This window comes from Franconibacter helveticus LMG 23732 (genome assembly GCF_000463115.2).
GTDB lineage: Bacteria > Pseudomonadota > Gammaproteobacteria > Enterobacterales > Enterobacteriaceae > Franconibacter > Franconibacter helveticus.
This window is the reverse complement of the sequence record NZ_AWFX01000049.1, coordinates 422,754-446,586: the sequence shown is the minus strand read 5'-3', so window position 1 is coordinate 446,586 and position 23,833 is coordinate 422,754. Positions and strand designations below refer to the sequence as shown.

General features: G+C 55.3%; 20 protein-coding genes. 8 read left to right on the top strand and 12 right to left on the bottom strand.

Annotation, left to right across the window (positions count from 1 at the left end):
- Positions 1–235 precede the first annotated feature (235 nt).
- Positions 236–1,549, top strand: coding sequence for an MFS transporter (locus DW56_RS17145; protein WP_071789772.1), 1,314 nt, complete (start codon positions 236–238; stop codon positions 1,547–1,549).
- A 14-nt stretch (positions 1,550–1,563) separates the two neighbouring features.
- Positions 1,564–3,927, top strand: a complete 2,364-nt coding sequence (locus DW56_RS17140) for a glycoside hydrolase family 31 protein (RefSeq protein ID WP_024562200.1) — start codon at positions 1,564–1,566, stop codon at positions 3,925–3,927.
- 457 nt (positions 3,928–4,384) lie between these two features.
- Here DW56_RS17140 and DW56_RS17135 read toward each other — a convergent pair whose 3' ends face one another.
- On the bottom strand, positions 4,385–5,977 hold the full coding sequence (locus tag DW56_RS17135) for an ABC-F family ATPase (protein WP_024553160.1): 1,593 nt from the start codon (positions 5,975–5,977) through the stop codon (positions 4,385–4,387).
- Positions 5,978–6,195: 218 nt separating this feature from the next.
- On the opposite strand from DW56_RS17135, the gene ldtB reads away from it, so the two are divergent.
- Positions 6,196–7,116 carry a L,D-transpeptidase gene (gene ldtB / locus DW56_RS17130; RefSeq protein ID WP_024553161.1) on the top strand — a complete coding sequence of 307 codons (921 nt, stop codon included), beginning with the start codon at positions 6,196–6,198 and terminating at the stop codon, positions 7,114–7,116.
- 52 nt (positions 7,117–7,168) lie between these two features.
- Here ldtB and DW56_RS17125 read toward each other — a convergent pair whose 3' ends face one another.
- From DW56_RS17125 to mntR, 10 genes are all read right to left on the bottom strand, one after another.
- Positions 7,169–7,885 carry a GntR family transcriptional regulator gene (locus DW56_RS17125; RefSeq protein WP_024553162.1) on the bottom strand — a complete coding sequence of 239 codons (717 nt, stop codon included), beginning with the start codon at positions 7,883–7,885 and terminating at the stop codon, positions 7,169–7,171.
- 25 nt (positions 7,886–7,910) lie between these two features.
- Entirely contained in the window at positions 7,911–9,233 is a 1,323-nt protein-coding gene (locus DW56_RS17120; RefSeq protein ID WP_024553163.1) for a PTS sugar transporter subunit IIC, read from the bottom strand.
- A 51-nt stretch (positions 9,234–9,284) separates the two neighbouring features.
- Positions 9,285–10,661: a glycoside hydrolase family 1 protein gene (locus DW56_RS17115; RefSeq protein WP_024553164.1), complete on the bottom strand. Its 1,377-nt coding sequence runs from the start codon at positions 10,659–10,661 to the stop codon at positions 9,285–9,287.
- A gap of 150 nt (positions 10,662–10,811) precedes the next feature.
- Positions 10,812–11,318 carry a YqhG/Tai3 family protein gene (locus DW56_RS17110; RefSeq protein WP_024553165.1) on the bottom strand — a complete coding sequence of 169 codons (507 nt, stop codon included), beginning with the start codon at positions 11,316–11,318 and terminating at the stop codon, positions 10,812–10,814.
- Positions 11,318–11,686, bottom strand: a complete 369-nt coding sequence (locus DW56_RS17105; protein WP_024553166.1) for a hypothetical protein — start codon at positions 11,684–11,686, stop codon at positions 11,318–11,320. The genes DW56_RS17110 and DW56_RS17105 overlap by 1 nt, the downstream gene beginning before the upstream one ends.
- 163 nt (positions 11,687–11,849) lie before the next feature.
- Complete coding sequence (locus DW56_RS17100) at positions 11,850–13,391, bottom strand: efflux transporter outer membrane subunit (RefSeq protein WP_024562201.1); 1,542 nt, start codon at positions 13,389–13,391, stop codon at positions 11,850–11,852.
- Position 13,392: 1 nt separating this feature from the next.
- Positions 13,393–14,964 carry a DHA2 family efflux MFS transporter permease subunit gene (locus tag DW56_RS17095; protein WP_024554399.1) on the bottom strand — a complete coding sequence of 524 codons (1,572 nt, stop codon included), beginning with the start codon at positions 14,962–14,964 and terminating at the stop codon, positions 13,393–13,395.
- A complete protein-coding gene (locus tag DW56_RS17090) occupies positions 14,961–16,109 on the bottom strand; it encodes an HlyD family secretion protein (protein WP_024554400.1) in 1,149 nt (382 codons plus the stop codon). Before DW56_RS17090 ends, DW56_RS17095 begins: the two co-directional genes overlap by 4 nt.
- A 101-nt stretch (positions 16,110–16,210) precedes the next feature.
- A complete protein-coding gene (locus tag DW56_RS17085; RefSeq protein ID WP_035890169.1) occupies positions 16,211–17,326 on the bottom strand; it encodes an SLC13 family permease in 1,116 nt (371 codons plus the stop codon).
- Positions 17,323–17,796: a manganese-binding transcriptional regulator MntR gene (gene mntR / locus DW56_RS17080; RefSeq protein WP_024554402.1), complete on the bottom strand. Its 474-nt coding sequence runs from the start codon at positions 17,794–17,796 to the stop codon at positions 17,323–17,325. The genes DW56_RS17085 and mntR overlap by 4 nt, the downstream gene beginning before the upstream one ends.
- 191 nt (positions 17,797–17,987) lie before the next feature.
- Here mntR and mntS point away from each other — a divergent pair, with 191 nt between their 5' ends.
- Both mntS and DW56_RS17070 read left to right on the top strand, forming a co-directional pair.
- Entirely contained in the window at positions 17,988–18,122 is a 135-nt protein-coding gene (mntS, locus tag DW56_RS17075) for a manganase accumulation protein MntS (protein WP_035890167.1), read from the top strand.
- 300 nt (positions 18,123–18,422) lie between these two features.
- Positions 18,423–20,006: a phosphoethanolamine transferase gene (locus DW56_RS17070; RefSeq protein ID WP_024554403.1), complete on the top strand. Its 1,584-nt coding sequence runs from the start codon at positions 18,423–18,425 to the stop codon at positions 20,004–20,006.
- A gap of 71 nt (positions 20,007–20,077) precedes the next feature.
- On the opposite strand, the gene ompX is transcribed toward DW56_RS17070, so the two are convergent.
- Positions 20,078–20,593, bottom strand: coding sequence for an outer membrane protein OmpX (gene ompX, locus DW56_RS17065; RefSeq protein ID WP_024554404.1), 516 nt, complete (start codon positions 20,591–20,593; stop codon positions 20,078–20,080).
- A gap of 354 nt (positions 20,594–20,947) precedes the next feature.
- On the opposite strand from ompX, the gene rhtA reads away from it, so the two are divergent.
- The 3 genes from rhtA (at position 20,948) to glnH (ending at position 23,755) form a co-directional block, all read left to right on the top strand.
- The gene (gene rhtA, locus DW56_RS17060) at positions 20,948–21,835 is read left to right on the top strand and encodes a threonine/homoserine exporter RhtA (protein ID WP_024554405.1); all 888 of its coding nucleotides are present in this window, start codon (positions 20,948–20,950) and stop codon (positions 21,833–21,835) included.
- 303 nt (positions 21,836–22,138) lie between these two features.
- Entirely contained in the window at positions 22,139–22,642 is a 504-nt protein-coding gene (gene dps, locus DW56_RS17055) for a DNA starvation/stationary phase protection protein Dps (RefSeq protein ID WP_024554406.1), read from the top strand.
- A 369-nt stretch (positions 22,643–23,011) separates the two neighbouring features.
- Entirely contained in the window at positions 23,012–23,755 is a 744-nt protein-coding gene (glnH, locus tag DW56_RS17050) for a glutamine ABC transporter substrate-binding protein GlnH (protein ID WP_007711680.1), read from the top strand.
- Positions 23,756–23,833 lie beyond the last annotated feature (78 nt).

Sequence of the window (23,833 nt, the reverse complement as noted above, 5' to 3'; positions counted from 1 at the left end):
CTCATAACGTTATTCATTTCCGTAATAGCGTCATTTTATGAAAATTTTTGCATAAATTACACTACTACCATTCCAGTGCTTGCCCTACTCTCAAAATCGCGACCACATACTGGCGCGCCACTTTTCGTTTAACCCTACATAAATCGCGTTGATTCAAAGAGATAAAGAAATCTCTGCCGTCTCTCGCCCTGCGGGGGACGCACAGTCCGAACAGGTACGGCAACGCCAACCGAACGTGGAGAAAGAGATGAGCCAAGGTATCAATCAGGAGATGACGGCGGTGAAAAGCAAACGCGTCATCCGCAACCTGCGCTGGTGGGTGTTGGTGCTGTTTTTAATGGGCGTGACCGTTAACTACATTACCCGCAACTCGCTGGGCATTCTGGCGCCGGAGCTGAAAACCAGCCTCGGCATTACTACCGAACAGTATTCGTGGATTGTGGGCGCGTTTCAGCTTGCCTACACCCTTTTCCAGCCTTTGTGCGGCTGGCTTATCGATGTTATCGGCCTCAAGCTCGGCTTTTTAATTTGCGCTTCGCTTTGGGCGCTGATGTGCATTTTCCACGCTGGCGCCGGAAGCTGGCTGCATCTGGCCATTCTGCGTTTTCTGATGGGCGGCGCCGAAGCGGCGGCCACCCCCGCTAACGCCAAAACGCTGGGCGAATGGTTCCCTAAAAAGGAACGTCCTGTCGCCGCAGGCTGGGCGGGCGTCGGTTTTTCGATTGGCGCTATGCTTGCCCCGCCGATTATCTACTTTGCGCATGCGACTTTCGGCTGGCAGGGCGCGTTTCTCTTCACCGGCATCCTGGCGCTGGGCTGGGTCGTGCTCTGGTGGCTTTTTTACTACAACCCGGAACAGCACCCGCGGCTGAGCAAAGAAGAGCTGGCGTTTATCAAGCAGGATAACGAACCGCCCGCCGTCAAGCTGCCGTTCTTTACCGCGCTGAAGACCGTTTCGAAAAACAAGCGCTTTTACGGCATCGCCATTCCCGCGTTTATGGCGGAACCCGCCTGGGCGGTGATGAGTTTCTGGGTGCCGCTGTATCTCGCCAAAGAGCACGGCATGGATTTAAAACAGATAGCCATGTTCGCCTGGCTGCCTTTCCTTGCCGCCGATCTCGGCTCTATCGCCAGCGGCTACCTGACGAAGCTTTATGTGAGCTGGTTCGGCTGCACCCGCGTTAACTCTGTGGTGGCAAGCTCGGTGACCGGCGCGTTCCTGATGGTGTCGCTCGCTATCGTCACCCTCACCCGCGACCCGTATATCACCATCGTGCTGATCTCCATCGGCGGCTTCGGCCACCAGATTATCTCCTGCATGCTGAGCGCGCTGGTGGTGGAGTCGTTCGATAAAGGCCAGATGGCGACGGTAAACGGCATGCGCGGCTCCTGCGCATGGATTGCCAGCTTTATCTTTTCGCTGATTATCGGCGTAACCGCCGACAAAATCGGCTTCAACCCGCTCTTTATCGCCATGGGCTTTTTCGACCTGATTGGCGCCTTCTTCCTTATCGCTTTTATTGCTGAACGCCGCGCAAAACGCGCCTGAAATGGATAGTTAAGATGAAAACGCTCAAACACTGGAAATTAACGCAGTCAGACAAGCACCACGTCGAGTTAACGGTGGATGGAGAACATCGGCTTTGCCTCTGCGTGCTGGAGCAAGGGATGTTCCGCGTACTGGTCAAACGCCGCGGCGAACTCGCCCTTAACCGCACCTGGAGCATCGCGCCGGAAAACGACGTGCCCTGGGAAGGACGGGATCGGGAAAGCCTTGAAGGCTTCAGCCTGCCTGGGTTTACGCTGGAAGAGACGCCGGAGCGGTTAACGCTTGCTACCGATAAGCTGCGCGTTACTGTGCATCAGCCGCTGTGGCTTGAGTGGCACTACCGCGACGAGGCGGGCGAGTGGCAGTTCCTGACAGCCGATCGCCCCACCAGCGCTTATCTGCTCAACGCGCATGGCGACGGCGTGGCGCACTATCAGCGTCGTCAGAAAAACGACCGCTTTTATGGCCTTGGCGAAAAGGCCGGGCCGCTTGAGCGCACCGGCAAGCGTTATGAAATGCGCAACCTGGACGCCATGGGCTATAACGCGGCAAGCACCGACCCGCTCTATAAACATATTCCGTTTACCATTACGCGCCGCGACGAAGTGAGCTTCGGCCTCTTTTACGACAACCTGAGCAGCTGCTGGCTCGATCTGGGCAACGAAATCGACAACTATCACCAACCCTACCGCCGCTGGCAGGCGGAAGCGGGCGATATCGATTATTACCTGTTTGTCGGCCCGCGCGTGCTGGACGTAACAAAAGCCTTTGTGCGGCTGACCGGCAAGACAGTCTTCGGGCCAAAATGGAGCCTCGGCTACAGCGGCTCGACCATGCATTACACCGACGCGCCGGACGCGCAGAACCAGCTGATGAATTTTATTCGTCTGTGCGAAGAGCATGCGATCCCGTGCGACTCCTTCCAGCTCTCTTCGGGCTACACCTCTATCAACAATAAACGCTACGTCTTTAACTGGAACTACGACAAAGTGCCGCAGCCGAAAGCGATGAGCGGCGCATTCCACGAGGCGGGGCTGAAGCTTGCCGCCAACATTAAGCCGTGCCTGTTGCAGGATCATCCTCGCTATAACGAAGTGGCGCAGAAAGGGCTGTTTATTCGTGATTCCGAAAGCGACGCGCCGGAGCGTTCGAGCTTCTGGGACGACGAAGGGTCGCACCTTGATTTCACCAACCCGGCGGCCATCGCCTGGTGGCAGGAAGGCGTAACCACCCAACTGCTGGAGATGGGGATTGACTCCACCTGGAATGATAATAACGAATACGAAGTGTGGGACGGCGAAGCGCGCTGTCACGGCTTCGACGCTCCCATCGCCATTAAGCATATTCGCCCGGTCATGCCGCTGCTGATGATGCGCGCCTCAATGGAAGCGCAGCAGCGTTTCGCGCCGGAAAAACGCCCTTATCTGATCTCCCGTTCCGGCTGTGCGGGCATGCAGCGTTATGTCCAAACCTGGAGCGGCGATAACCGCACCAACTGGGAAACGCTGCGCTATAACATCCGCATGGGCGTGGGGATGAGCCTTTCAGGGCTGTATAACGTGGGCCACGACGTAGGCGGCTTTTCCGGCGACAAGCCAGACGCGGAGCTGTTTGTCCGCTGGGTGCAGAACGGCGTTATGCATCCGCGCTTTACCATTCACTCGTGGAACGACGACCATACGGTTAACGAACCCTGGATGTACCCGGCGGCGACGCCTGCCATTCGCGCGGCTATTGAGCTTCGCTACCGGCTGCTGCCTTACCTTTATACGCTGCTGTGGCAGGCGCATGCCGACGATGAACCCATGCTGCGTCCGACCTTCCTTGACCATGAGCATGACCCCCGCACTTTCGAGGAGTGTGACGAGTTCATGCTGGGCCGCGACCTGCTGGTGGCAAGCGTGGTGGAGCCAGGGCAGCGCGAACGTACGCTGTGGCTGCCGGCCAACGATGCAGGCTGGTATGACTTTTACACCGGCGCCTGGTACAGCGGCGGCCAGCAGATAACGCTGAACGCGCCGCTGGAAACCCTGCCGCTGCTGGCGCGCGCTGGCGCGGGCCTGCCGCTCTCCTCGCGCCTGCGCCATGTTGATGCGCAAAGCGACGACAAGCGCGAACTGAAGCTTTTCCCGCTAAAAGGCGCTGGCGAAGCGCGCGGTGAGCTGTTTGAAGATGACGGCGAGTCATGGGGATATAAAGACGGCAATGCGCTGTGGGTAAACTGGCAGATGCAATGCAGCGCTGACGCTGTGCATGTCAAGCTTGACGCCAAAGGCGACTACCGCCCGGCATGGCGCGAACTGCGCGTCACGCTGCCTGCGGGTGAAACCCGCCGTCTGGTGATTAACGGCGTGGAAACGGATCGCTGGGCACTCTGAAGGCAAGCAAAAAGAGAAGGCGGGCCAATGGCCCGCCTTTTGTTTTATGGCGTTGCGTCTGTCGCGGTTGGCGCAGCCAACGAGGCTGCGGCGCGAAAAGCAACGGGCACCGCCTGCCGCTTTCCCTGTGGCTTTCGTGTTGCAGCCAACGAGGCTACGGCGCGAAAGACGACAGGAAAACTGCCGCTTTCCCTATGGCTTTCGTGTTGCAGCAAGGCGGCAAGCCTGCAAATCCCCGGGAGCTTACTTCAGTAAGTGACCGGGGTGCGCAGGCGCAGCCAACGCCGCTGCGGCGCGAAAGACGACGGGAAAATGCCGCTTTCCCTATGGCTTTCGTGTTGAAGCAAGGCGGCAAGCCTGCAAATCCCCGGGAGCTTACTTGAGTAAGTGACCGGGGTGCGCAGGCGCAGCCAACGCCGCTGCGGCGCGAAAGACGACGGGAAAGACGACGGGAAAATTATTCGATGCCTTTACTGCGCAAGTAATCCTCGTACCCACCGGAGAAATCCACCACGCGCTCTGGGGTTATCTCCATGACGCGGGTCGCCAGGGAGCTGACAAATTCACGGTCGTGAGACACGAAAATCAGCGTGCCCTGGTACATTTCCAGCGCAGCGTTGAGCGACTCGATAGATTCCATGTCCAGGTGGTTGGTTGGTTCGTCCATGATGAGAATGTTCGGTTTTTCCATCATGAGCTTGCCGAACAGCATGCGGCCTTTCTCACCGCCGGAAAGCACTTTCGCCGGTTTTTTGATGTCGTCCTGGCTGAACAGCAGGCGGCCCAGGATGCTGCGCACTGCCTGCTCGTCGTCCCCTTCTTGCTTCCACTGGCTCATCCAGTCGAAAACGGTCAGATCGTTTTCGAACTCATATTCGTGATCCTGCGCGTAGTAACCGATTTGCGCGTTTTCAGACCATTTAACGGTGCCGTTATCGGGTTGCAGCTCGCCGACCAGCGTTTTCAGCATCGTGGATTTACCCACGCCGTTAGCGCCGAGGATTGCCAGCTTTTCGCCCACTTCCAGCAGCAGCCCGACATTTTTAAACAGCGGGCCGTTGTCGAAGCCTTTGGTCAGCGCTTCTACCTCAAGGGCGTTACGGAACAGTTTTTTATCCTGTTCGAAGCGAATGAACGGGTTTTGACGGCTGGAGGCTTTCACCTCTTCCAGCTTGATTTTATCAATCTGGCGGGCGCGGGAAGTCGCCTGACGGGATTTCGAGGCGTTGGCGCTAAAGCGGCTGACGAAAGATTGCAGGTCGGCAATCTGCGCTTTTTTCTTGGCGTTATCCGCCAGCAGACGCTCGCGGGCCTGCGTCGCGGCGGTCATGTATTCGTCATAGTTGCCCGGGTAGACGCGCAGTTCGCCATAGTCCAGATCCGCCATATGGGTGCAGACCATGTTCAGAAAGTGGCGGTCGTGCGAAATGATGATCATGGTGCTGTCGCGCTCGTTGAGCGTCTGCTCCAGCCAACGGATGGTGTCGATATCCAGGTTGTTGGTCGGTTCGTCGAGCAGCAGAATATCAGGGTTGGAGAAGAGCGCCTGCGCCAGCAATACGCGCAGCTTCCAGCCCGGCGCCACTTCGCTCATCGACCCGTAATGCTGCTCCAGCGGAATGCCCACGCCAAGCAGCAGTTCGCCTGCCCGCGCTTCGGCGGAATAGCCGTCCATTTCGCCATATTGCACTTCGAGGTCAGCCACTTTGTAGCCATCCTCTTCGCTCATTTCCGCAAGCGCGTAAATGCGGTCGCGCTCCTGCTTCACTTCCCACAGCTCCGCATGGCCCATGATAACGGTATCCAGCACGGTGAACTGTTCAAAAGCGAACTGATCCTGGCGAAGCTTACCGATGCGCTCGTTAGGATCGAGCGAGACGTTGCCGGCGGAAGGCTGTAAATCGCCGCCGAGAATTTTCATAAAGGTGGACTTGCCGCTCCCGTTAGCGCCAATCAGGCCGTAACGGTTGCCGCCGCCAAATTTGACGGAAATGTTTTCAAACAGCGGCTTGCTGCCGAACTGCATGGTGACGTTGCTGGTAACTAACACGGGAATGTCCTGCAAAAAAGTGTGATAAACCCCGCAGTATGCCACAACTCCTAATTTAATTCGCCCGGTGAATGCGGCGGCTAAAATGTAAACGAGGGGAAAAAATGTGATTTCATACACATCTGAATTCCCTGGGGGGGAGAATGCACATATAATGCGCTCCCGTATCGGTTTGTTACTTAACTACACGGCCAGTCTGGCACACAACTTCGCATAAGATGAATATGAAATTACGTACGCTTTTAGTGGCAGCTTTTGCTGTTGTCGGTTTTTGTAAGACCGCCGCTGCCGTGACTTATCCTTTACCAACGGACGGCAGCCGCCTGGTTGGACAAAACCAGGTTATCACCATTCCGGAAGGCAATACCCTGCCGCTGGAAGATTTTGCCGCTCAATATCAGTTGGGTCTTTCCAACATGCTGGAAGCTAACCCGGGCGTGGATCCGTACCTGCCGAAAGGCGGCACCATCCTTAATATTCCGCAGCAGCTGATCCTGCCGGATACGCCGCATGAAGGTATCGTTATCAACAGCGCCGAAATGCGCCTTTATTACTATCCGAAAGATACCAACACCGTGATTGTGCTGCCTATCGGCATCGGCCAGCTCGGTAAAGACACCCCGATGAACTGGGTGACCAAGGTGGAACGTAAAAAAGCGGGCCCGACCTGGACGCCGACGGCCAAAATGCATGCGGAATATGCTGCGGCAGGCGAACCGCTGCCAGCCGTTGTCCCGGCAGGCCCGGACAACCCGATGGGCCTGTACGCGCTCTATATTGGTCGTCTTTACGCTATTCACGGCACCAATGCGAACTTCGGCATCGGCCTGCGCGTAAGCCACGGCTGCGTGCGTCTGCGTAACGATGACATCAAGTTCCTGTTCGAAAACGTGCCGGTCGGCACACGCGTGCAGTTCATCAACGAACCGGTGAAAGCCACCACCGAGCCGGACGGCAGCCGCTATATCGAGGTGCACAACCCGCTCTCCACCAGCGAAGATCAGATCAACAACAACGAAGTTGTGCCTGTAACGCTGACCAGCGCGGTGCAAACCGTCTCCAGCCAGGCTGATGTGGATCAGAACATTGTTGAGCAGGCTATTCAGAACCGCTCCGGTATGCCGGTGCGCCTGAACTAACCTCAGCGATAAAACACGGACAAAAACGGCGGGCGCATAACCCGCCGTTTTTTTATCCGTGATTGACCATAATGATGCCGCCGTGATCGTAGCGGTAATGACAGTGGGCATATTCCAGCGGCGTGCCGTCATCCAGATAAATGACCTGCTCTACCTCCAGCACCGGGTCAGTTTCACTGCACTGCAAATATTCCCGGTCTTTATCATTCGGCTTGAGCGCCCGCACCACGCGGTAAGATCCCATTAGCGTTAGCCCGAGCGTCTCTTGCACGTAGCGAAACACCGAACTTTCCAGATGGCTTTTGTTTAGCCCCGGCACCAGCTGCACCGGCATTAACGTAAACTCAAGCGACACCGGCTCGCCATCAAGCAAACGCAGGCGAATAAAATCATAAACGGGCGCATCGGCGTCAATCAGCAGCGAAGCTTGCTCTTTTTCATCCGGGAAGCGCAGCTCGAACTTGATTATCCGGCTGGTTACCGTGCCGACATTTTCCCAGGTTTTGGTGGCGCCGAAATAGTCGCTGCCCGGCAGATCCCACTGCGAAAGCTGCAAGGCGTTTTTGCGAATAAAAGTGCCGAGCCCCTGGCGGGTATAGACCAGCCCTTCGACAATCAGCTGGCGCATCGCCTGTTGGATCGTCATCCGGCTGGTGTTGAACTCCCCGGCAAGCGCGAACTGATCGGGCAACGGCTCGCTCGCGGGATACTGCTGGCTGATGATGCGTTTTTTAATTTCCCGCGCGATAGTAATGTATTTCGCCGCCATCCGCCGTTCCCTTTTCTCAGTGTGATTAATCCGCTAACTCGCTGTTTTTTATCGCCACCCGCTCGGCAATGCGCAGGAAAGGCAGGTAAAAGAATACACCAAAAACAATGATTGCCAACTGCACCACCACCGCCCGCCAGTCGCCAGCGGTGGCAAGCCAGGCGCTTAATACCGGCGGCGTAGTCCAGGGGATCATGACCACGCAGCGCGACATTAGCCCAAGCGTGGTGCAAACCCAGGCGAACAAAATGCCAAAGGCGGGCAGCAGCACAAACGGGATCATCAGCGGCAGGTTAAAGACAATCGGCAGCCCGAAAATCACCGGCTCGTTGATGTTAAACAGCCCCGGCGAAATGGCGAGCCTCGCCACCTGCTTTGACGATTTCTGCCGGGCGAAAAGAAAGATAGCGATCAGCAGCGACAGCGTGCTGCCGGTGCCGCCAATCATGCCGAAGGTCGGGACGAAAATATTATTGATGATGTGCGGGATGGGCTGGCCGTTGGCGAAGGCCAGCATGTTCTCATTGGTGTTAATCAGTAAAAAAGGCTCCAGCACCACGCTGTTCACCACCGACTGATGAATACCGAGCGTGAAGAGGAAATTGCCGAAGCTGTAGATAAAAAGGGTGCCCGGCAGGCTGGTATTAATAAGCCGCAGCGGCTGCTGGATAAGCGTGGTGATGAGATGAATCAAATCCGTGTGCAGCACCGAAGCCAGCAACGCCGCGACGATAGCGAAAATCGACAGCGTAAAAATGGTCGGCAACAACGCTGAAAATGACTGGCTGACCGCGGGCGGCACATTCTCGCCAAGGGAGATCTTCAGGGCGTTAATGCCGGAGATACGAATAAACAGCTCGGTGGCGACAAGACCTGTCAGCACGCCGGCGAAAATGCCGGTTGAGCCGATATTGGCGAAGGAGAGCACCTGTGTCACGTTTACCGTCGCCTGCCCGCCCTCCGGCACAATTTGCAGCCGCAGGGGCATCATGATGATAAAGCTGCACAGCGAGATGACCACCGCCGACACCGGGTTGCCGAAGTTGCGGTTACGCGCCAGCGACCAGGCGATCATCGGCGCAATCAGCAGCGCGGCGATGTTCAGCGTGCCGTTAATTATCGCCTCGCCCCAGATTTTAAAGCGCGCCAGCGTCTCGCCTTCCAGTACCCACGGAAACACGACGTTATTCACCAGCACCGCCAGCCCGGCAAGAATAAACACCGGCATTACCATGGCGAAGGCGTCGCGCAGCGAGCGCAAATGCACCTGCCCTGCCAGACGCGCGGAATAATCTACAAACCGGTCGACAAAAGACTGCATATTCGGTGTTATTTTTGTTTCAGACATAGCGGATATTTCCCATTAATCAGTCACAAAAACGGCCCGGCAGCGTACGGCTTACATCTCGCGTCCGTTGGTATGGATAACCTGTTTTAACCACGCGTAGCTTTTCTTCGGCACGCGCTTCAGGTCTTTGAGATCGTGATTTTCACGGTTGACGTAGACCACGCCGTAGCGCTTACGCATGTCGCCCTGCGAGCTGAGAATGTCGATTAAGCCCCAGCCGAGATAGCCAATAACCTCTGCGCCATCCTCGAACATTGCGTCTTTCATCGCCTGGATATGCGCCCGGTGATAGTCGATGCGGTAGGTGTCCTCAATCGGATTCACGCCATCCCAGGACTCAATCACGCCAATCCCGTTTTCGATCGGGAAGACCGGCATCCGCCAGTCGTTGGCATAGCGGGTGATGATAGTGCGAAAGCCCAGCGGGTCGATCTGCCAGTTCCACTCGGTGGCCTTCAGGTACGGGTTGTTCTTTTCGCCGTGCAGCAGGTAATAGTTCACCGGCGTGCCTTGCGGGATGGCATCACTGTCCAGCGTTTTACTGGCGTAGTAGCTGAAGGCCATAAAATCGTTCTTCGTGCGCGCGAACAGCGCGAGATCGTCTGCGCGGTAGATATCACCGAAGCCCTGCTGCTCCACCACCGCCATCACCGCCGGGCTGTAACCCTGGCCTGCGAAGACGCGCAGCAGGTTCTGGTTGAGGAATTCGTCGTACTGCTGGGCGCAGAAGATATCGCGTGGTTTACAGGTGGCCGGGTAAATCAGCTGGTGCGCCAGCATGCCGCCCATCAGCTTCCCCGGTTTCGTCTGGTGTAGATATTCGGTCAGCGTCATGTGCGCCACCATCGCATGGTGCTGTAGCTCATACAGCTCGCGCAGGGTTTGCTCGCCTTTCAGGTAACCGGAAATGCGAAAGGCTTCCGGCATGTGGAAAATGTTCTGCTCGTTAAAGGTCAGCCAGTACTTCACCCTGTCGCCATAGCAGTCGATCATCTTTTTGCCGTAGCGGATAAACGCCTCCACCACGCGGCGATCGTTGAAGCCGTTGTATTCCTGCGCCAGCGCCAGCGGCATATCAAAGTGATAGAGGCAGACCATCGGCTCGATACCGCGGGCGATGAGATCGTCAATAAAGCGGTCGTAAAAGGCGATACCTTCGTCGTTGAACTCGCCGTCACCCAGCGGGCAAACGCGGCTCCAGGAGATCTGGAAGCGGTAGCAGTTCATGCCCAGATCCTGCATCAGGTCGAAATCTTCCCGGTAGCGGTGGTAGGAGTCGGTCGCCACTTTCCAGTCGGAGACGTTCTCCCCGGCTTCGCGAATGTCGTAGACCGACATGCCCTTTCCGCCCTCATTCCATGCCCCTTCCGTCTGCATGCTGGACACCGAGTTGCCCCATAAAAAGTTGGCTGGCAGCGAATTGTTCATGCTCTCTCCGTATATGACTAGTCATTTAAATTTCATGACTAGTCATATAGGTGAAGATGAAAATTCGATCAAAGGGGAGGTACGTTTTTTGTGAGGTTGATGGAAATAAAAAGCCCCGACAGGCGTCGAGGCTTATTGAAAGTTTAATGTTTAAAGCCCACTTTGTGCTGCAACTCTTGCCTGGGTAATTGCTCCGGCATTGAATATGGGGTGCTCGTGATTGTTCGTTATGTCTCGAACGCGGTAGATTTTCCATGCACCATCTTCACGACGAAGAAATACTTCAAGGTGTATGCTTCTCCCGTCACCCGCCCCCTCAATTACCTGGACTACTTCACCGTTTAAAAATGGCCTTGCGTTTTCCACCCGCAACGCAGGTAACCATTCGCGAGAGTAATCCTGGGTATAGGTAAAATAGTCAGACTCTATTAACTCTTGTTCAGAGATTTCCTGAATGGCGCCAATGCGCGCAATAGTATCAGCAGAAACATATTTACGCAGTTCGTCGGCAGGATAAGGCCTGGCTTCATCGCTGCCGAATGCGCAAAGATAGGATTTATAAAATGATTCGGTGGCCTCTTGCGCACTCTGATCTTGATTAGCAGCAGAATTACATCCCGCCAGCAACATAACGACTGATAAAAATATCCTTTTCATCAATGCATCCTGTAAATTTTAAAGGATGGTTGCATTTTGCGGTAGCCCGGCCCTGGATACATGCTTTTTTGAACAAAGTCAGAAATCCACTGCCTGCCGTCATACATAGTCATGTGACCTATGCCATTTCCACCGGGGTACGGCTGTATCACAGCCACATCGCCAGCTATTAAAGTTGAACCGGGCGGCAGCTCGCGGAATCCAGCACGTAATAATTCCGCCCCATAATCTTTTGCATAATCTGTCTGAGGCACCTTTACACCTCCAGCCAGAATGGCCAGGCGGGTAAACTTAGCACATTCACTATGAGAGTGCCCCAGAGCGTGCGAACGGAGATACGAAACAGCAACATCTTTATTCCAACGCATTCTTAGTTCCCTTAAGTAAGTAAAAGCGGAATTATTCCGCCAGTCATTAACTTATGTGGGGTAAAAAATGCTTAAATTTGTCCGGTCAAAATATTATTTTCGCGCCCAGTAAAAAGGCCGGATTCGCTGCGCGTATCCGGCCAGAGTCGTCGCCGTTAGCAGATTATCCGCGCGGGGCGTCGCCGAAAACGCTGTAATCCGGCAGCCGGACATTCTGGTAAGGCTCCCAGCCGCCGCCGAGCGCCTTGTAAAGCGCCACCAGATCAAGGCTGCTCTGCACCCGCGCCTGCGCGCGCTGCTCTTCGGCTTGCGCCAGCTGGCGCTGCGCGTCAAGCACATCCAGGAAGGTGGCAATCCCTTTGCGGTAGCTGTCATTGGCAAGATCAAACGCCGTTTGCAACGCCTGGATAGTGTTGTTCAGCCCCGCTTCACGCTGCTGATCGGTGCGGTAGCTCACCAGCGCGTTTTCCACATCGGAGAGCGCGGTCAGCACCGTCTGGCGATACTGCAACACGGCGGCGCCCTGCTCAGCGCGGGCGACCTTGACGCTGGAGACCAGCCGTCCGCCCTGGAAAATCGGAATGGAGAGTTGCGGGCCAAAGCTGTAGAAGTGGCTGCTCCAGTCGGTGAGGTAATCCGCTTCGCTGTTGCGCAAGCCGAACTGGCCGGTCAGCGACAGGCTCGGGAATAGCTGCGCTACCGAAACGCCAATCTGCGCGGTGGCGGCATGCAGGTTTGCCTCCGCTTCGCGCACGTCGGGACGGCGGCGGGCGAGCGTGGAAGGCACGCCGACCGGAATGATATCCGGCAGTTTGGGCAGCGGCTGCGCGTTTTGCAATTCGCTGTCGAGCGCGCCTGGCGGCTTGCCAAGCAGTACCGCCAGCCCGTTCATCGCCTGGCGCGCCTGCGCCTGATACTGAGGCAGTTGCGCCTGCAAATTGCCAAGCTGGGCGCGGGCGTTTTCCACATCCAGCTGTGGAGAAAGGCCGCCGCGCTGGCGGCTTTCGGTCAGCTCCAGCGTTTGCTGCGCCGAGGCTATCTGCTGGTTTAGCGTAGTAATAACGCTTTGCGCGCCGCGCAGTTGCAGCCAGGCGCGGGCCACTTCCGCCTCCAGCGAGACCAGCGCGTCGTTGCGCTGCTCGATAGCCGCCTGCTGCTGCGCCTGCGCCGCTTCCACCTGGCGCCGTACCCGGCCCCAGAGATCAATTTCCCACTGGGCGTCGAAGCTTCCCTGGTAAAGGTTGATGGGCTGGGTCAGCGGCCCCAGCGCGCTGCTGATTTGCGGGTCAACATCGTCCAGCTGTCCATATACGTCATGGGATTTAAGCTCGCCCTTCAGCCCCAGCTGCTGGCGCGTGGCGCTGAGGTTGCCGTTAACCGCCGGAAAAAACGCCCCGCCCGCCTGGGTGATTTGCTCACGCGCCCCGGCAATGCGCAACACCGTTTGCTGTAGCGAAAGATTGCCTGCAATGGCGCGCTCAATCAGGCTGTCGAGCTGCGGCGAGTTGAATGAGCGCCACCAGCGCGGGTCCGGCGCCGTGGCGCGCGCTCTGGATGCCACGCCCGCGTCGTTCTGCCGGGCGGTTTCGCCAAATGCGCCGGGGGTGACAGGCTTCGCGCGCTGATAATCGGGCCCCACGGCGCAGCCTGCCGCCAGCAAGGCAAGCGCAGTGACTGCGGGTCGAAAAATCGCTCTCCTGGACATCTTAATGTGCTCCTGCGGAGCCTTCGCTTTTGATGGGCGAAAGCAATAAACAAAAAGGAATCAACAACAGCGCCACAACGCTTAAAAGGGTGAAAACGTCGATATAGGCGAGAATGCGCGACTGGGCGATCATCGTCTTATACATTTTCCCGGTCGCTATCCCCAGCGGGTCGCCGGCAAGGCTGGTGAAATCGCGTATCGCCTGCGCTGAATGGCGTATCGCCTGCTGGAACTGCTCGTTAAAGGGCGAAGCGTGAGCGCTAAGATAAGCGCTGTGCGCCTGCGAACGTTCCGTTATCGCCGCCGTCGAGAGCGAAATACCGACAGATCCTGCGACGTTTCGAAACATGGTAAAGAGCGCGGCGGAATCGGCATTTAACTGCCGGGGAATGGTAATAAACGCAATAGTGGTCAGTGGCACAAACAGGAAGCCAAGCCCTATGGACTGGGCGCTTCTGAACAGCACCAGCGTCTCAAAATCAATATCCGCCGTCAGGGTGCGCGACCAGAAAAACGACGCCGCCAGGCAGGCGAAGCCGAAGGCGATAATGTACCTCGTCTGCACAATCGGCATGAGCTTAAGCACGATGGGAATAGTGAGCACAATCAGCACCGCGCCCGGCGACAGCACCATCCCCGACCAGGTGGCGGTATAGCCTAAATCCTGCTGGGCAAGCTGCGGGATGACCACCGAGCTGCCGTAAAGGATCATCGCCATGCCTGCCATCAGCAGGCTGGAGACGGCAAAGTTTTTATCCTTCATGCAGCGCAAATCCACTACCGGCTTTTTGGCGTAAACCAGCCAGAAAATAGCGCCGATAATGCCGATAAGCGTCAGCACCGCGAAGGTGCGGATGAAGTTCGACAGGAACCAGTCTTCGTCTTCGCCGCGATCCAGCATTACCTGCAAGCAGCCGAGCCCCAGAGCGATAAGCCCGATGCCGGTCCAGTCAACGGTGAGCTTCTCTTGCGATTTGCGCTCCCAGGGCGGGTCTTCCAGCAGCTGATAAATCGCCAGCACCGTAATAATGCCGACCGGAATATTAATGAAGAAAACCCAGCGCCAGGAGTAGTTATCGGTTATCCAGCCGCCAAGCGTTGGCCCCAGCACCGGGGCGACGATAATCGCAATGGAAGAAAGACCGAACGCCTTGCCCCTGTCTTCAGGTTTGAAATAGTCGAGCAGCACCGATTGCTGAGTAGGTTGCAAGCCGCCGCCGAAAAATCCCTGCAAAATACGAAACAGAATGATTTCCCACAGTTCGGTCGCGATGCCGCACAGGAACGAGCAGACGGTGAACATCACAATGCAGATCAGGAAAAACTGCTTGCGCCCGAACAGACGGCTTAAAAAGGCGGAAATGGGCAGCACGATGCCGTTCGCCACCAGATAACTGGTCAGCACCCAGGTGGATTCGTCGTAGCTTGAAGAGAGCGAACCCGCCACATGCGGCAGCGCCACGTTTACGATGGTGGTGTCGAGAATTTCCATAAACACCGCGAGGGTAACGACTATCGCCACCGCCCACGGGTTGCTGGCGGGTTTCCAGTTCTCGTGGCCGTGCTCGCTCATTCCACCGTCACCTTAGGTTCCACGGAAAGCCCGAGCGGCAGCGGCTGGTCGGCGCGGAGCCCTTTATCAATAACGATTTTCACCGGCACGCGCTGAACGATTTTTACAAAGTTGCCGGTGGCGTTTTCCGCCGGGAAAGCGGAGAAGCGCGAGCCGCTACCCTGCTGGATGCTGTCGACATGCCCTTCCAGCTCCATATCCGGGAAGGCGTCTACCGAAAGCGTCACTTTGTTGCCAGGACGCATGCGCTCAAGCTGCGACTCTTTGAAGTTCGCCACCACCCAGATGTTGGGAGAAACCACGGAAAAGAGCGAGCTGCCCGCCTGCACCAGCGTGCCGAGCTGCACGTTACGTTTGGTGACGTAGCCGTCGAACGGGGCGCGCACCTCGGTATAAGAAAGGTTAAGTTCCGCCGTCTGCAACTGGGCGCGGGCCTGCTCCACCTGACGCTGGCGCGCTTCGACGTTGGTTTCCTGCTGACGGATTTGCAGTTTGACCTGCTCTGCCACTTCCAGCTGGGCTTTCGCATTGGCAAGACCCGCTTCGGCGCTGCGCAACTGAGCGCTGGCGGTATCGATATTTTGCTGCGAGGTGGCGCGCGGGTCTACGCCGCGCTGGCGTTTATATTCGGCCCGGGCGTTGGCGAGATCCGCTTCGGCTTTCAGCACCTGCGCCTGCGCCTGGTCACGCTGGGCGGGATATTGCACTTTTGCGAGCGCAAGTTGCGCCTGAGCCTGGTGCAACTGAGATTCCGCGAGCCCCACCTGCGCCTGCGCCTGGTCGCGCTGCGCCTGCGCGTCGCGCGGGTCAATAACCACCAGCAGGTCGCCTTTTTTCACCAGCTGGTTATCTTTTACCCGCAGATCCGTTACGTAACCCGCCACTTTCGGCGCGACGGTAACGGCATCGCCTTCGGTAAAGGCATCGTCGGTGGTTTCTTCGTTCCGGGTCATAATCCACCAGACCAGCGCCACGATAACCATCACGACAACGACAATGCCGAGAATGATTAACGGCTTTTTGCCGGGGCGCTTGCGCCCGTTATCGCCGCTGTTTTTCTCGTCGCCCTGCTTGTTCTCTTTATTCTCTTTTTTCTCTTCATCCTGGCGAGATTCATCGTCAGGCTTTTTGTTGTTCTCTGCCATATGCCAGCAACAGTCCTGTCAGTTAACTACGTCACAAAAGCGTTGTTAACTAAACGTAGGACGTAGCTATACATTTGCCAGGAAAAACTGACAAATAAGCACTATCTGAGAAAAAGCAGAGAGAGCAGCCCGTACCCCACCAGCGCCGACCAGATAAGCAGCGGCAGAGAGAAAAGATGAAAGCGCCACCAGATGCGACGATTGTTGGCCATACGCAGCGCGATAATATTGGCGAGCGAACCGGGCAGCAGGCCAAAGCCGCCGATATTCACCGCCCAGGCAAGCAGCGTGGAGGGCGGCACATAATTCAGCAGAAGAATGGTTCCCGGCACGTTGCTGATAACCTGTGAAAGCCCGATGCCGAGCAGATACAGTTCGCCGTGGGAGAGCTTCGCAACATGCTGCATTCCCTGTAGCAGCGGAAGCTGGGTGAGCAGGTGCACATCGATAAACATCACCATAAACACCAGCAGCAGGCTCCAGTCGATGCTGACCAACACCCGGCGCGCCAGCAGCGCAAAACCCGCCGCGACCAGCAGCACGCCCCATAGTTCAAGCTTGAGTTCGAGCGCGACCAGAAAAACAATGTAAAACGCAAGGCAGCCCCAGACCAGACGCGGTTTCCAGGCAGGGCTTTTCTCGCTTGCCTGGTAGTCGAGCTTTTTCGCCGGGAAACAGAACCAGCAGAGAAGAAGCAGGCTTGCCACCAGCGCCAGCGCCAGCGGCGCCATCTGCCAGACGAAGGCGCCGAAAGATTGCCCGGAGCGGCCCCACAGCAGAATGTTTTGCGGGTTGCCTATCGGCGTGAGCAGCGAGCCGGCATTAACGGCCAGCGCTTCGAAAATAATCAGCCGGTTAACCGGGATATTACACAGCTTCTTTAAGGTGAGCGTCAGCGGCACAATAATGAAGAGCGCCACATCATTCGTCAGAAAAGTAGATAGCAGCGCGGCGGCGCAGATAAGGAACAGCGCCAGCGCTCTTTCGCTGGCGAAACGCCGGACCATACGGCGACCCAGCACGTCAAAATAGCCGCTCAGCTCAACGCCTTTGGTGAGCATCATCAGCCCCGCCAGCGTCAGGATGGTGTGCCAGTCGATAGCGGCGGCCCATTTCTCCGGGGCGAAGGGCGTGGCGAAGAGCAACGCGACGCCAACAATCAACAACAGCTGCAAGAAACGATCGTGAAGAAAAGGCCGCGCCAGGGTTTTGATCATTCGTGGCCGAACCCGCGTTGTTCGCTGAAATGGCGGAAGATCTCCAGCGTCTCTTCACTTACATGATGCTCCATGCCTTCGGCATCACGGCGGGCGGTGTCGGGGTTAACCCCGAGCGCCAGCAGGAAATTCTCCACTATCTGGTGCCGTTCGCGGCTCTGTTGCGCCAGCTTTTCGCCTTCCGCCGTTAAAAACACGCCGCGCCAGGGGATCTGTTCGATAAGCCCCACGGAGGCAAGACGCTTAAGCATTTTCGCCACGGTCGGCTGCGAGACGCCAAGTCTTGCCGCCATATCCACTTGCCGCGCTTCACCCACTTCACGAATGAGATCGGAAATCAGCTCGACATAATCATCAATAAGCTCGCGGCGATGGGCTTCGCGCACCTGGCGAAAGCCTTCGACATGCTCTTCAACATTAACCAGCTGCGTCACTTTTGTGCTGCTGTGCTTACCTGCCCGACGGCTCATTCTACTTCCTCATTCAGTGGCGCATTGTTGGGACGCTTTCGCGGTGCGCCCATTGTAAACCACACCTTCGCCAGTACAAAAAATTAACGAGTTAGCCATAGCTAAGTAATATAGCCTGTGCTATATCTGTATGTAATGCGAACAGCCGCTCAGGGACGATCAGGCTGGCTGTTTACACGAGGAGGCGTGTTATGAATGAATTTAAGAGGTGTATGAACGTGTTTAGCCACTCCCCTTTTCAGGTACGGCTGCTGCTGCTGAACTTACTGTGCGGCTACCTGGGCGGAAAACCGCAGCCCGAAGCGGCCCCGCGACGCCGTAAATAACGCCGGGCTCGTTTTTTTACTGATGACGCCGTCATCGTATCGTCATTTATTTGGCTTATTTTGAGTAGTTTTTCCCCGTCACGTTGCTCCTTTTCCCGCTTTTTCGCCGGTTTTGTAATCTTCCTCGCAAAACAGTTTGTTAGCGCCAGTTGATCTTCTTATTCTTCGGCTTTATCTTCTTGCAGCCTTGTCAGCACAGCGGCTCCCGGATGTGAATTTCTTCCCTTCCTCTTTCCGACCGCAAAGCACGACAGACCCTCTACGCCAGGGTTAGCGCATGGCGTTTCGTTGAATCTGAATATGAACTTAACCGTTAAAGATACGCTGGCTGCGCGCGGCATCGTGCTCGATCCGTGGGTGGGCTTCTATTTCCTGCAATCGCTGTTGATCAACACCGCGCTGGGTTATGAATTCAGCCTGCTTTACGCCGTGGCGTTTAGCTGCGTGCTGCTGGTGCTCTGGCGCATTGCTCCGCGCGCGCAAAAAACGCTGCTGGCGCTTTGCTCGCTGGTCGCGGCATTCTATTTTCCCTTCGGCCAGGCTTACGGCGCGCCAAACTTCAATACGCTACTGGCCATGCACTCAACCAATATGGAAGAGTCGACCGAAATCCTCACCATTTTCCCGTGGTACAGCTATCTGGTTTCGCTGTTTATCTTCGCGCTGGGCGTCATCGCTTTTCGCCGCAAACCTTGCGAGAAACAGCCATGGCGCCTGACCGATCACCTGTGCCTTGCCGTGAGCGTGGCGGCTTTTTTTGTCGCCCCGCTGCAAAACCTCGCTTACGGCGGCGTTTTCAAACTGAAGGACACAGGCTATCCAGTCTTTCGGTTTGTGAAAGATGTGGTGGTGAATAATAAAGAGGTAATTGATGAACAGCAGCGGATGGCGGCGCTTTCGCAGGTAAAAGATTCGTGGAATGTGCTGGCGGTAAAGCCGAAATATCACACTTATGTCGTCGTGATTGGCGAAAGCGTACGTCGCGATGCTGTCGGCGCCTTTGGCGGCCACTGGGATAATACCCCCTTCGCCAGCCACGCTAACGGCTATTTCTTTACCGATTACATTGCCGCCAGCGGCTCAACGCAAAAATCCCTTGGGCTAACGCTTAACCGCGTGCTTGATGATAAACCGCAGTATCAGGATAACTTTGTCACGCTCGCCAACCGCGCGGGCTTTCAGACCTGGTGGTTTTCAAATCAGGGGCAAATCGGCGAATACGATACCGCTATCGCCAGCATCGCTAAGCGCGCCGATGAAGTGCAGTTTCTGAAAAGCGGTGATTTCGAAGCGGATAAAAACACCCGGGATGAGGCGCTGTTGAAGATGACCTCACAGGTTTTCGCCACGCCGCGCACGCAGCCGCAGCTTATAGTGCTGCATCTGATGGGCTCGCATCCGCAGACCTGCGACCGCACTCAGGGAAAATATGAGGTATTCGTTCAGTCGAAAGAGACCTCCTGTTATCTCTACAGCATTAAGCAGACCGATCATCTGCTGGAGCAGCTTTACCAACAGCTACAAAATACGGGGCAAAGCTTCTCTATGGTCTATTTTTCCGATCACGGGCTTGCCTTTAAAGAGCGCGGCAAAGAAGTGCAGTACCTGGCGCATGATGATAAGTTCCAGCAGAATTTCCAGGTGCCGTTTATGGTGCTTTCGAGCGATGACAAAGCGCACCGCATTATTAAAGCGCGCCGTTCAGCCAATGACTTTCTGAGCTTTTTCGCTCAGTGGACCGGCATAAAAGCGAAAGAAATTACGTCGAAGTACAAATTCATCTCATCGCAAAAAGCGGGGCCGGTTTGGGTTACTAACTTCAAACTCCACAAGGTGAGCTATGATCACCTGGGCAGCGACATTTTTGAGACGAAAACGCGCTAGCGGTTCATGGCAGCTTTTTCAGGCAAAAAAAATCCGCCTCTGAGGGCGGATTTTTTATCAGCCTGAGCTGATTAGAAGCGGTAACCCACGCCAGCAATCCAGGTGCCGATATCGGTGTTACGGATACGGCTCTGCTCGTAGGAGAAGTCCAGAGCTACGTTTTCAACCGGGTTGAATTGCAGACCGGCGCCGTAAGAGAAACCGTAATCGCTGGTGTCGCTGGTTTTGGTCGGGTAGTCGGTGCTCTGGAATTTACCATAGCCCACACCCACTACGCCGTAGATGCTCGCCCAGTCATTGATACGGAAAGCCGGACCCGCAGTCAGACCATAGTACTGACCTTTGTTGTACAGGCCGTCATCGGTACGATCTTTTTCGGTATAGGTGAAGGAACCGATTACGCCCAGCGGGTTGCTGTCATCGAACTCATAGCGGTATTTCAGGTTGAAACCGTTCATTTTGTTCATTACGCCCTGCGCGTCGCTCTGAGCATAGCCACCAGAAACGGTAGCAGTACCGGCAACAGCGGAGCCCGCGGAAACGGCCAGAACACAAGCCAGTGCTGAAAGACATGCAATTTTTTTCATAACCACCTCAAATGTGCTTCAAGTAAGTCCTAAGTTTTTAATATACCAAAGACGGGTGAGAAACTCTTTGTGAATCGCGTTGTCTAACGCGCCCTTTCGTGTAACAGAACATTTCCATATGCACCTATCTTATTCAATATCCTGCGTTTTAACGCGTGGGCATCATTATGGATGCCCGTAGCGCTAACCATCATCCAGATTATTCCTAAATGGCTGTGGCGGAATAATGAGCAATATCGCTGCATAGTAACGGTTTTCCCGGTACGCTTTTTCAATAAAAGTTCAACCAGCAGCGTTTTATTTCGCTTACACTCGACCCTTTACTTATTGCTGACAAAAACTGACAGGAACAGGATGCCTACTTTGCCTCGCAAAATGCCCGTCTGGATGCCCATAGTGGTGATACTGGTCGCCATGATCTCTATTCAAAGCGGCGCATCGCTCGCTAAATCGCTTTTCCCGCTGGTAGGCGCGCCTGGGGTTACTGCCCTGCGTCTTGCCCTCGGCACGTTGATCCTCGTGATAATTTTTAAGCCCTGGCGTTTGCGCTTCACAAAGGCGCAGCGTTTGCCGTTGCTTTTTTACGGCCTGTCGCTGGGCGCTATGAACTATCTGTTCTATCTGGCGATTAATACGGTTCCACTGGGTATTGCGGTCGCGCTGGAGTTTACCGGGCCGCTGGCTGTGGCGCTGTTCGGCTCGCGCAAACCTGTCGATTTCGTCTGGGTCATCCTGGCGGTACTGGGGCTCTGGTTCTTATTGCCGCTGGGTAAAGATGTGGCGCATGTCGATCTCTTTGGCGCCGCCTGCGCGCTGGGCGCTGGCGCCTGCTGGGCGATTTATATTATTACCGGTCAGCGCGCCGGGGCCGATCACGGCCCAGCGACCGTCGCGTTAGGCTCGCTCATCGCCGCGCTGATTTTTGTGCCTGTGGGCGCGCTACAGGCGGGCGACGCGCTCTGGCATTGGTCTTTGCTGCCTTTAGGCCTGGGGGTCGCTGTGCTTTCCACTGCGCTACCCTACTCTCTTGAGATGGTGGCCTTAACGCGTTTGCCGACGCGTACTTTCGGCACGCTCATGAGTATGGAGCCTGGCCTCGCTGCGCTTTCTGGCATGGTATTTCTGGGTGAAAGCCTGACGCTAACGCAGTGGCTGGCGCTGCTGTCGATAATCATCGCCTCTGTTGGCTCCACCCTTACGCTGCGTCGTGAAACGCAGTTAAAAGAAGTAGATATCAATTAATATTTCTTTTTTATTTCCGCTTGCTGCGTTAGCGGGCGGAAATAACTTGCCCGCTTCGCGCTTTTTTCTGTGCCGCTTATTTTGTTGCAGATCAATAAATGACGAGAATATGAATTACGCGCATCATGATGTTTAAGACTCATCTGCAAAGATGATAATAACGATATGATTTTAAAGATAATAATAAAGAAGTTAATTTCTGCTATTTGACCAATAGGTATATTCTCTCCTGCACGCCTGTGAACCGGTGCTATACTTATTTCCGGTAATTGATTGGGACACCAACATCAAGAGGATATGATTATGAGTACCGCTAAACTGGTTAAATCTAAAGGTTCTGATCTGCTTTATACGCGTAATGACGTGGCAGATGAAGACAAGAAAGCCACCGTCGAGCTGCTTAATCGCCAGGTTGTTCAGTTTATCGATCTGTCGCTTATCACCAAACAGGCTCACTGGAACATGCGCGGTGCTAACTTCATCGGCGTTCATGAAATGCTGGACGGCTTTCGCACTACGCTGACTGAACATCTGGATACTATCGCTGAACGTGCGGTTCAGTTGGGCGGCGTTGCCCTGGGCACAACTCAGGTGGTTAACAGCAAAACCCCGCTGCAAAGCTACCCGCTCGATATCCATACCGTGCAGGAGCACCTGAAAGCGCTGGCCGATCGTTACGCTATTGTGGCAAACGATGTGCGTAAAGCCATCAGCGAAGCGAAAGATGAAGACACAGCGGATATTTTCACCGCTGCCTCCCGCGACCTGGATAAATTCCTGTGGTTTATCGAATCTAACATCGAATAAGCCCGACGGTTTTCACAGCCCTTCCCGCCTGGGGAGGGCTTTTTTATTTCTTCTGCACTAACAAAGTGCACGCCTTCGCTCATACCCCGCCTGCTCGTTATTTTTTTGTAACTAACCCCTCACACAATCGTTAAGTAACGATTGTTTTCAAACCGTAAACTGCGCTAATAATGCTCAATCCCTGCGAATGCGATGATATGCACTTTTTTGGTGCCCGGTTATGGTGCAATAAGCGAAATCTATGACGCCGCTGGTGCATTGTTTAAATTCGTTACGCTTGTAAAACAGCGGGTTGTAAAACTGGCACGATTTTTTCATACTGCACCCGTCTCGCAGGGGATCGCCCCGTGGATTAAAAAAGGAAATGCTATGAAGTCTGTTTTTAAAGTTTCACTGGCTGCACTTACCCTGGCTTTCGCGGTCTCTTCCCAGGCTGCGGATAAACTGGTCGTAGCGACCGATACGGCATTCGTTCCGTTTGAGTTCAAACAGGGCGATAAGTATGTTGGTTTCGACGTGGACCTGTGGGCTGCTATCGCTAAAGAACTGAAGCTCGACTACACCTTAAAGCCGATGGATTTCAGCGGCATTATCCCGGCGCTGCAAACCAAAAACGTCGATCTGGCGCTGGCAGGCATTACCATTACGGACGAGCGTAAAAAAGCGATCGATTTCTCTGACGGTTACTACAACAGCGGCCTGCTGGTGATGGTAAAAGCCAACAACAATGATGTGAAAAGCGTAAAAGATCTCGACGGCAAAGTGGTGGCGGTGAAGAGCGGCACCGGCTCTGTTGATTACGCGAAAGCCAATATCAAAACCAAAGATCTGCGCCAGTTCCCGAACATCGACAACGCCTATATGGAGCTTGGCACCAACCGCGCTGACGCCGTGCTGCACGATACGCCGAACATCCTTTATTTCATCAAAACCGCAGGCAACGGCCAGTTCAAAGCGGTCGGCGACTCGCTGGCAGGCCAGCAGTATGGCATCGCCTTCCCGAAAGGCAGCGACGATCTGCGCACCAAAGTTAACGGCGCGCTGAAGACGCTGAAAGAGAACGGCACCTATAACGAAATCTACAAAAAATGGTTCGGCACCGAACCGAAATAATTATTCTTAAAGCGTTAAGCACTCAGTCAGGGGCGGCTTTCGCCCCTGCTACGTTTGAACCACGGTAACACAGGAAAT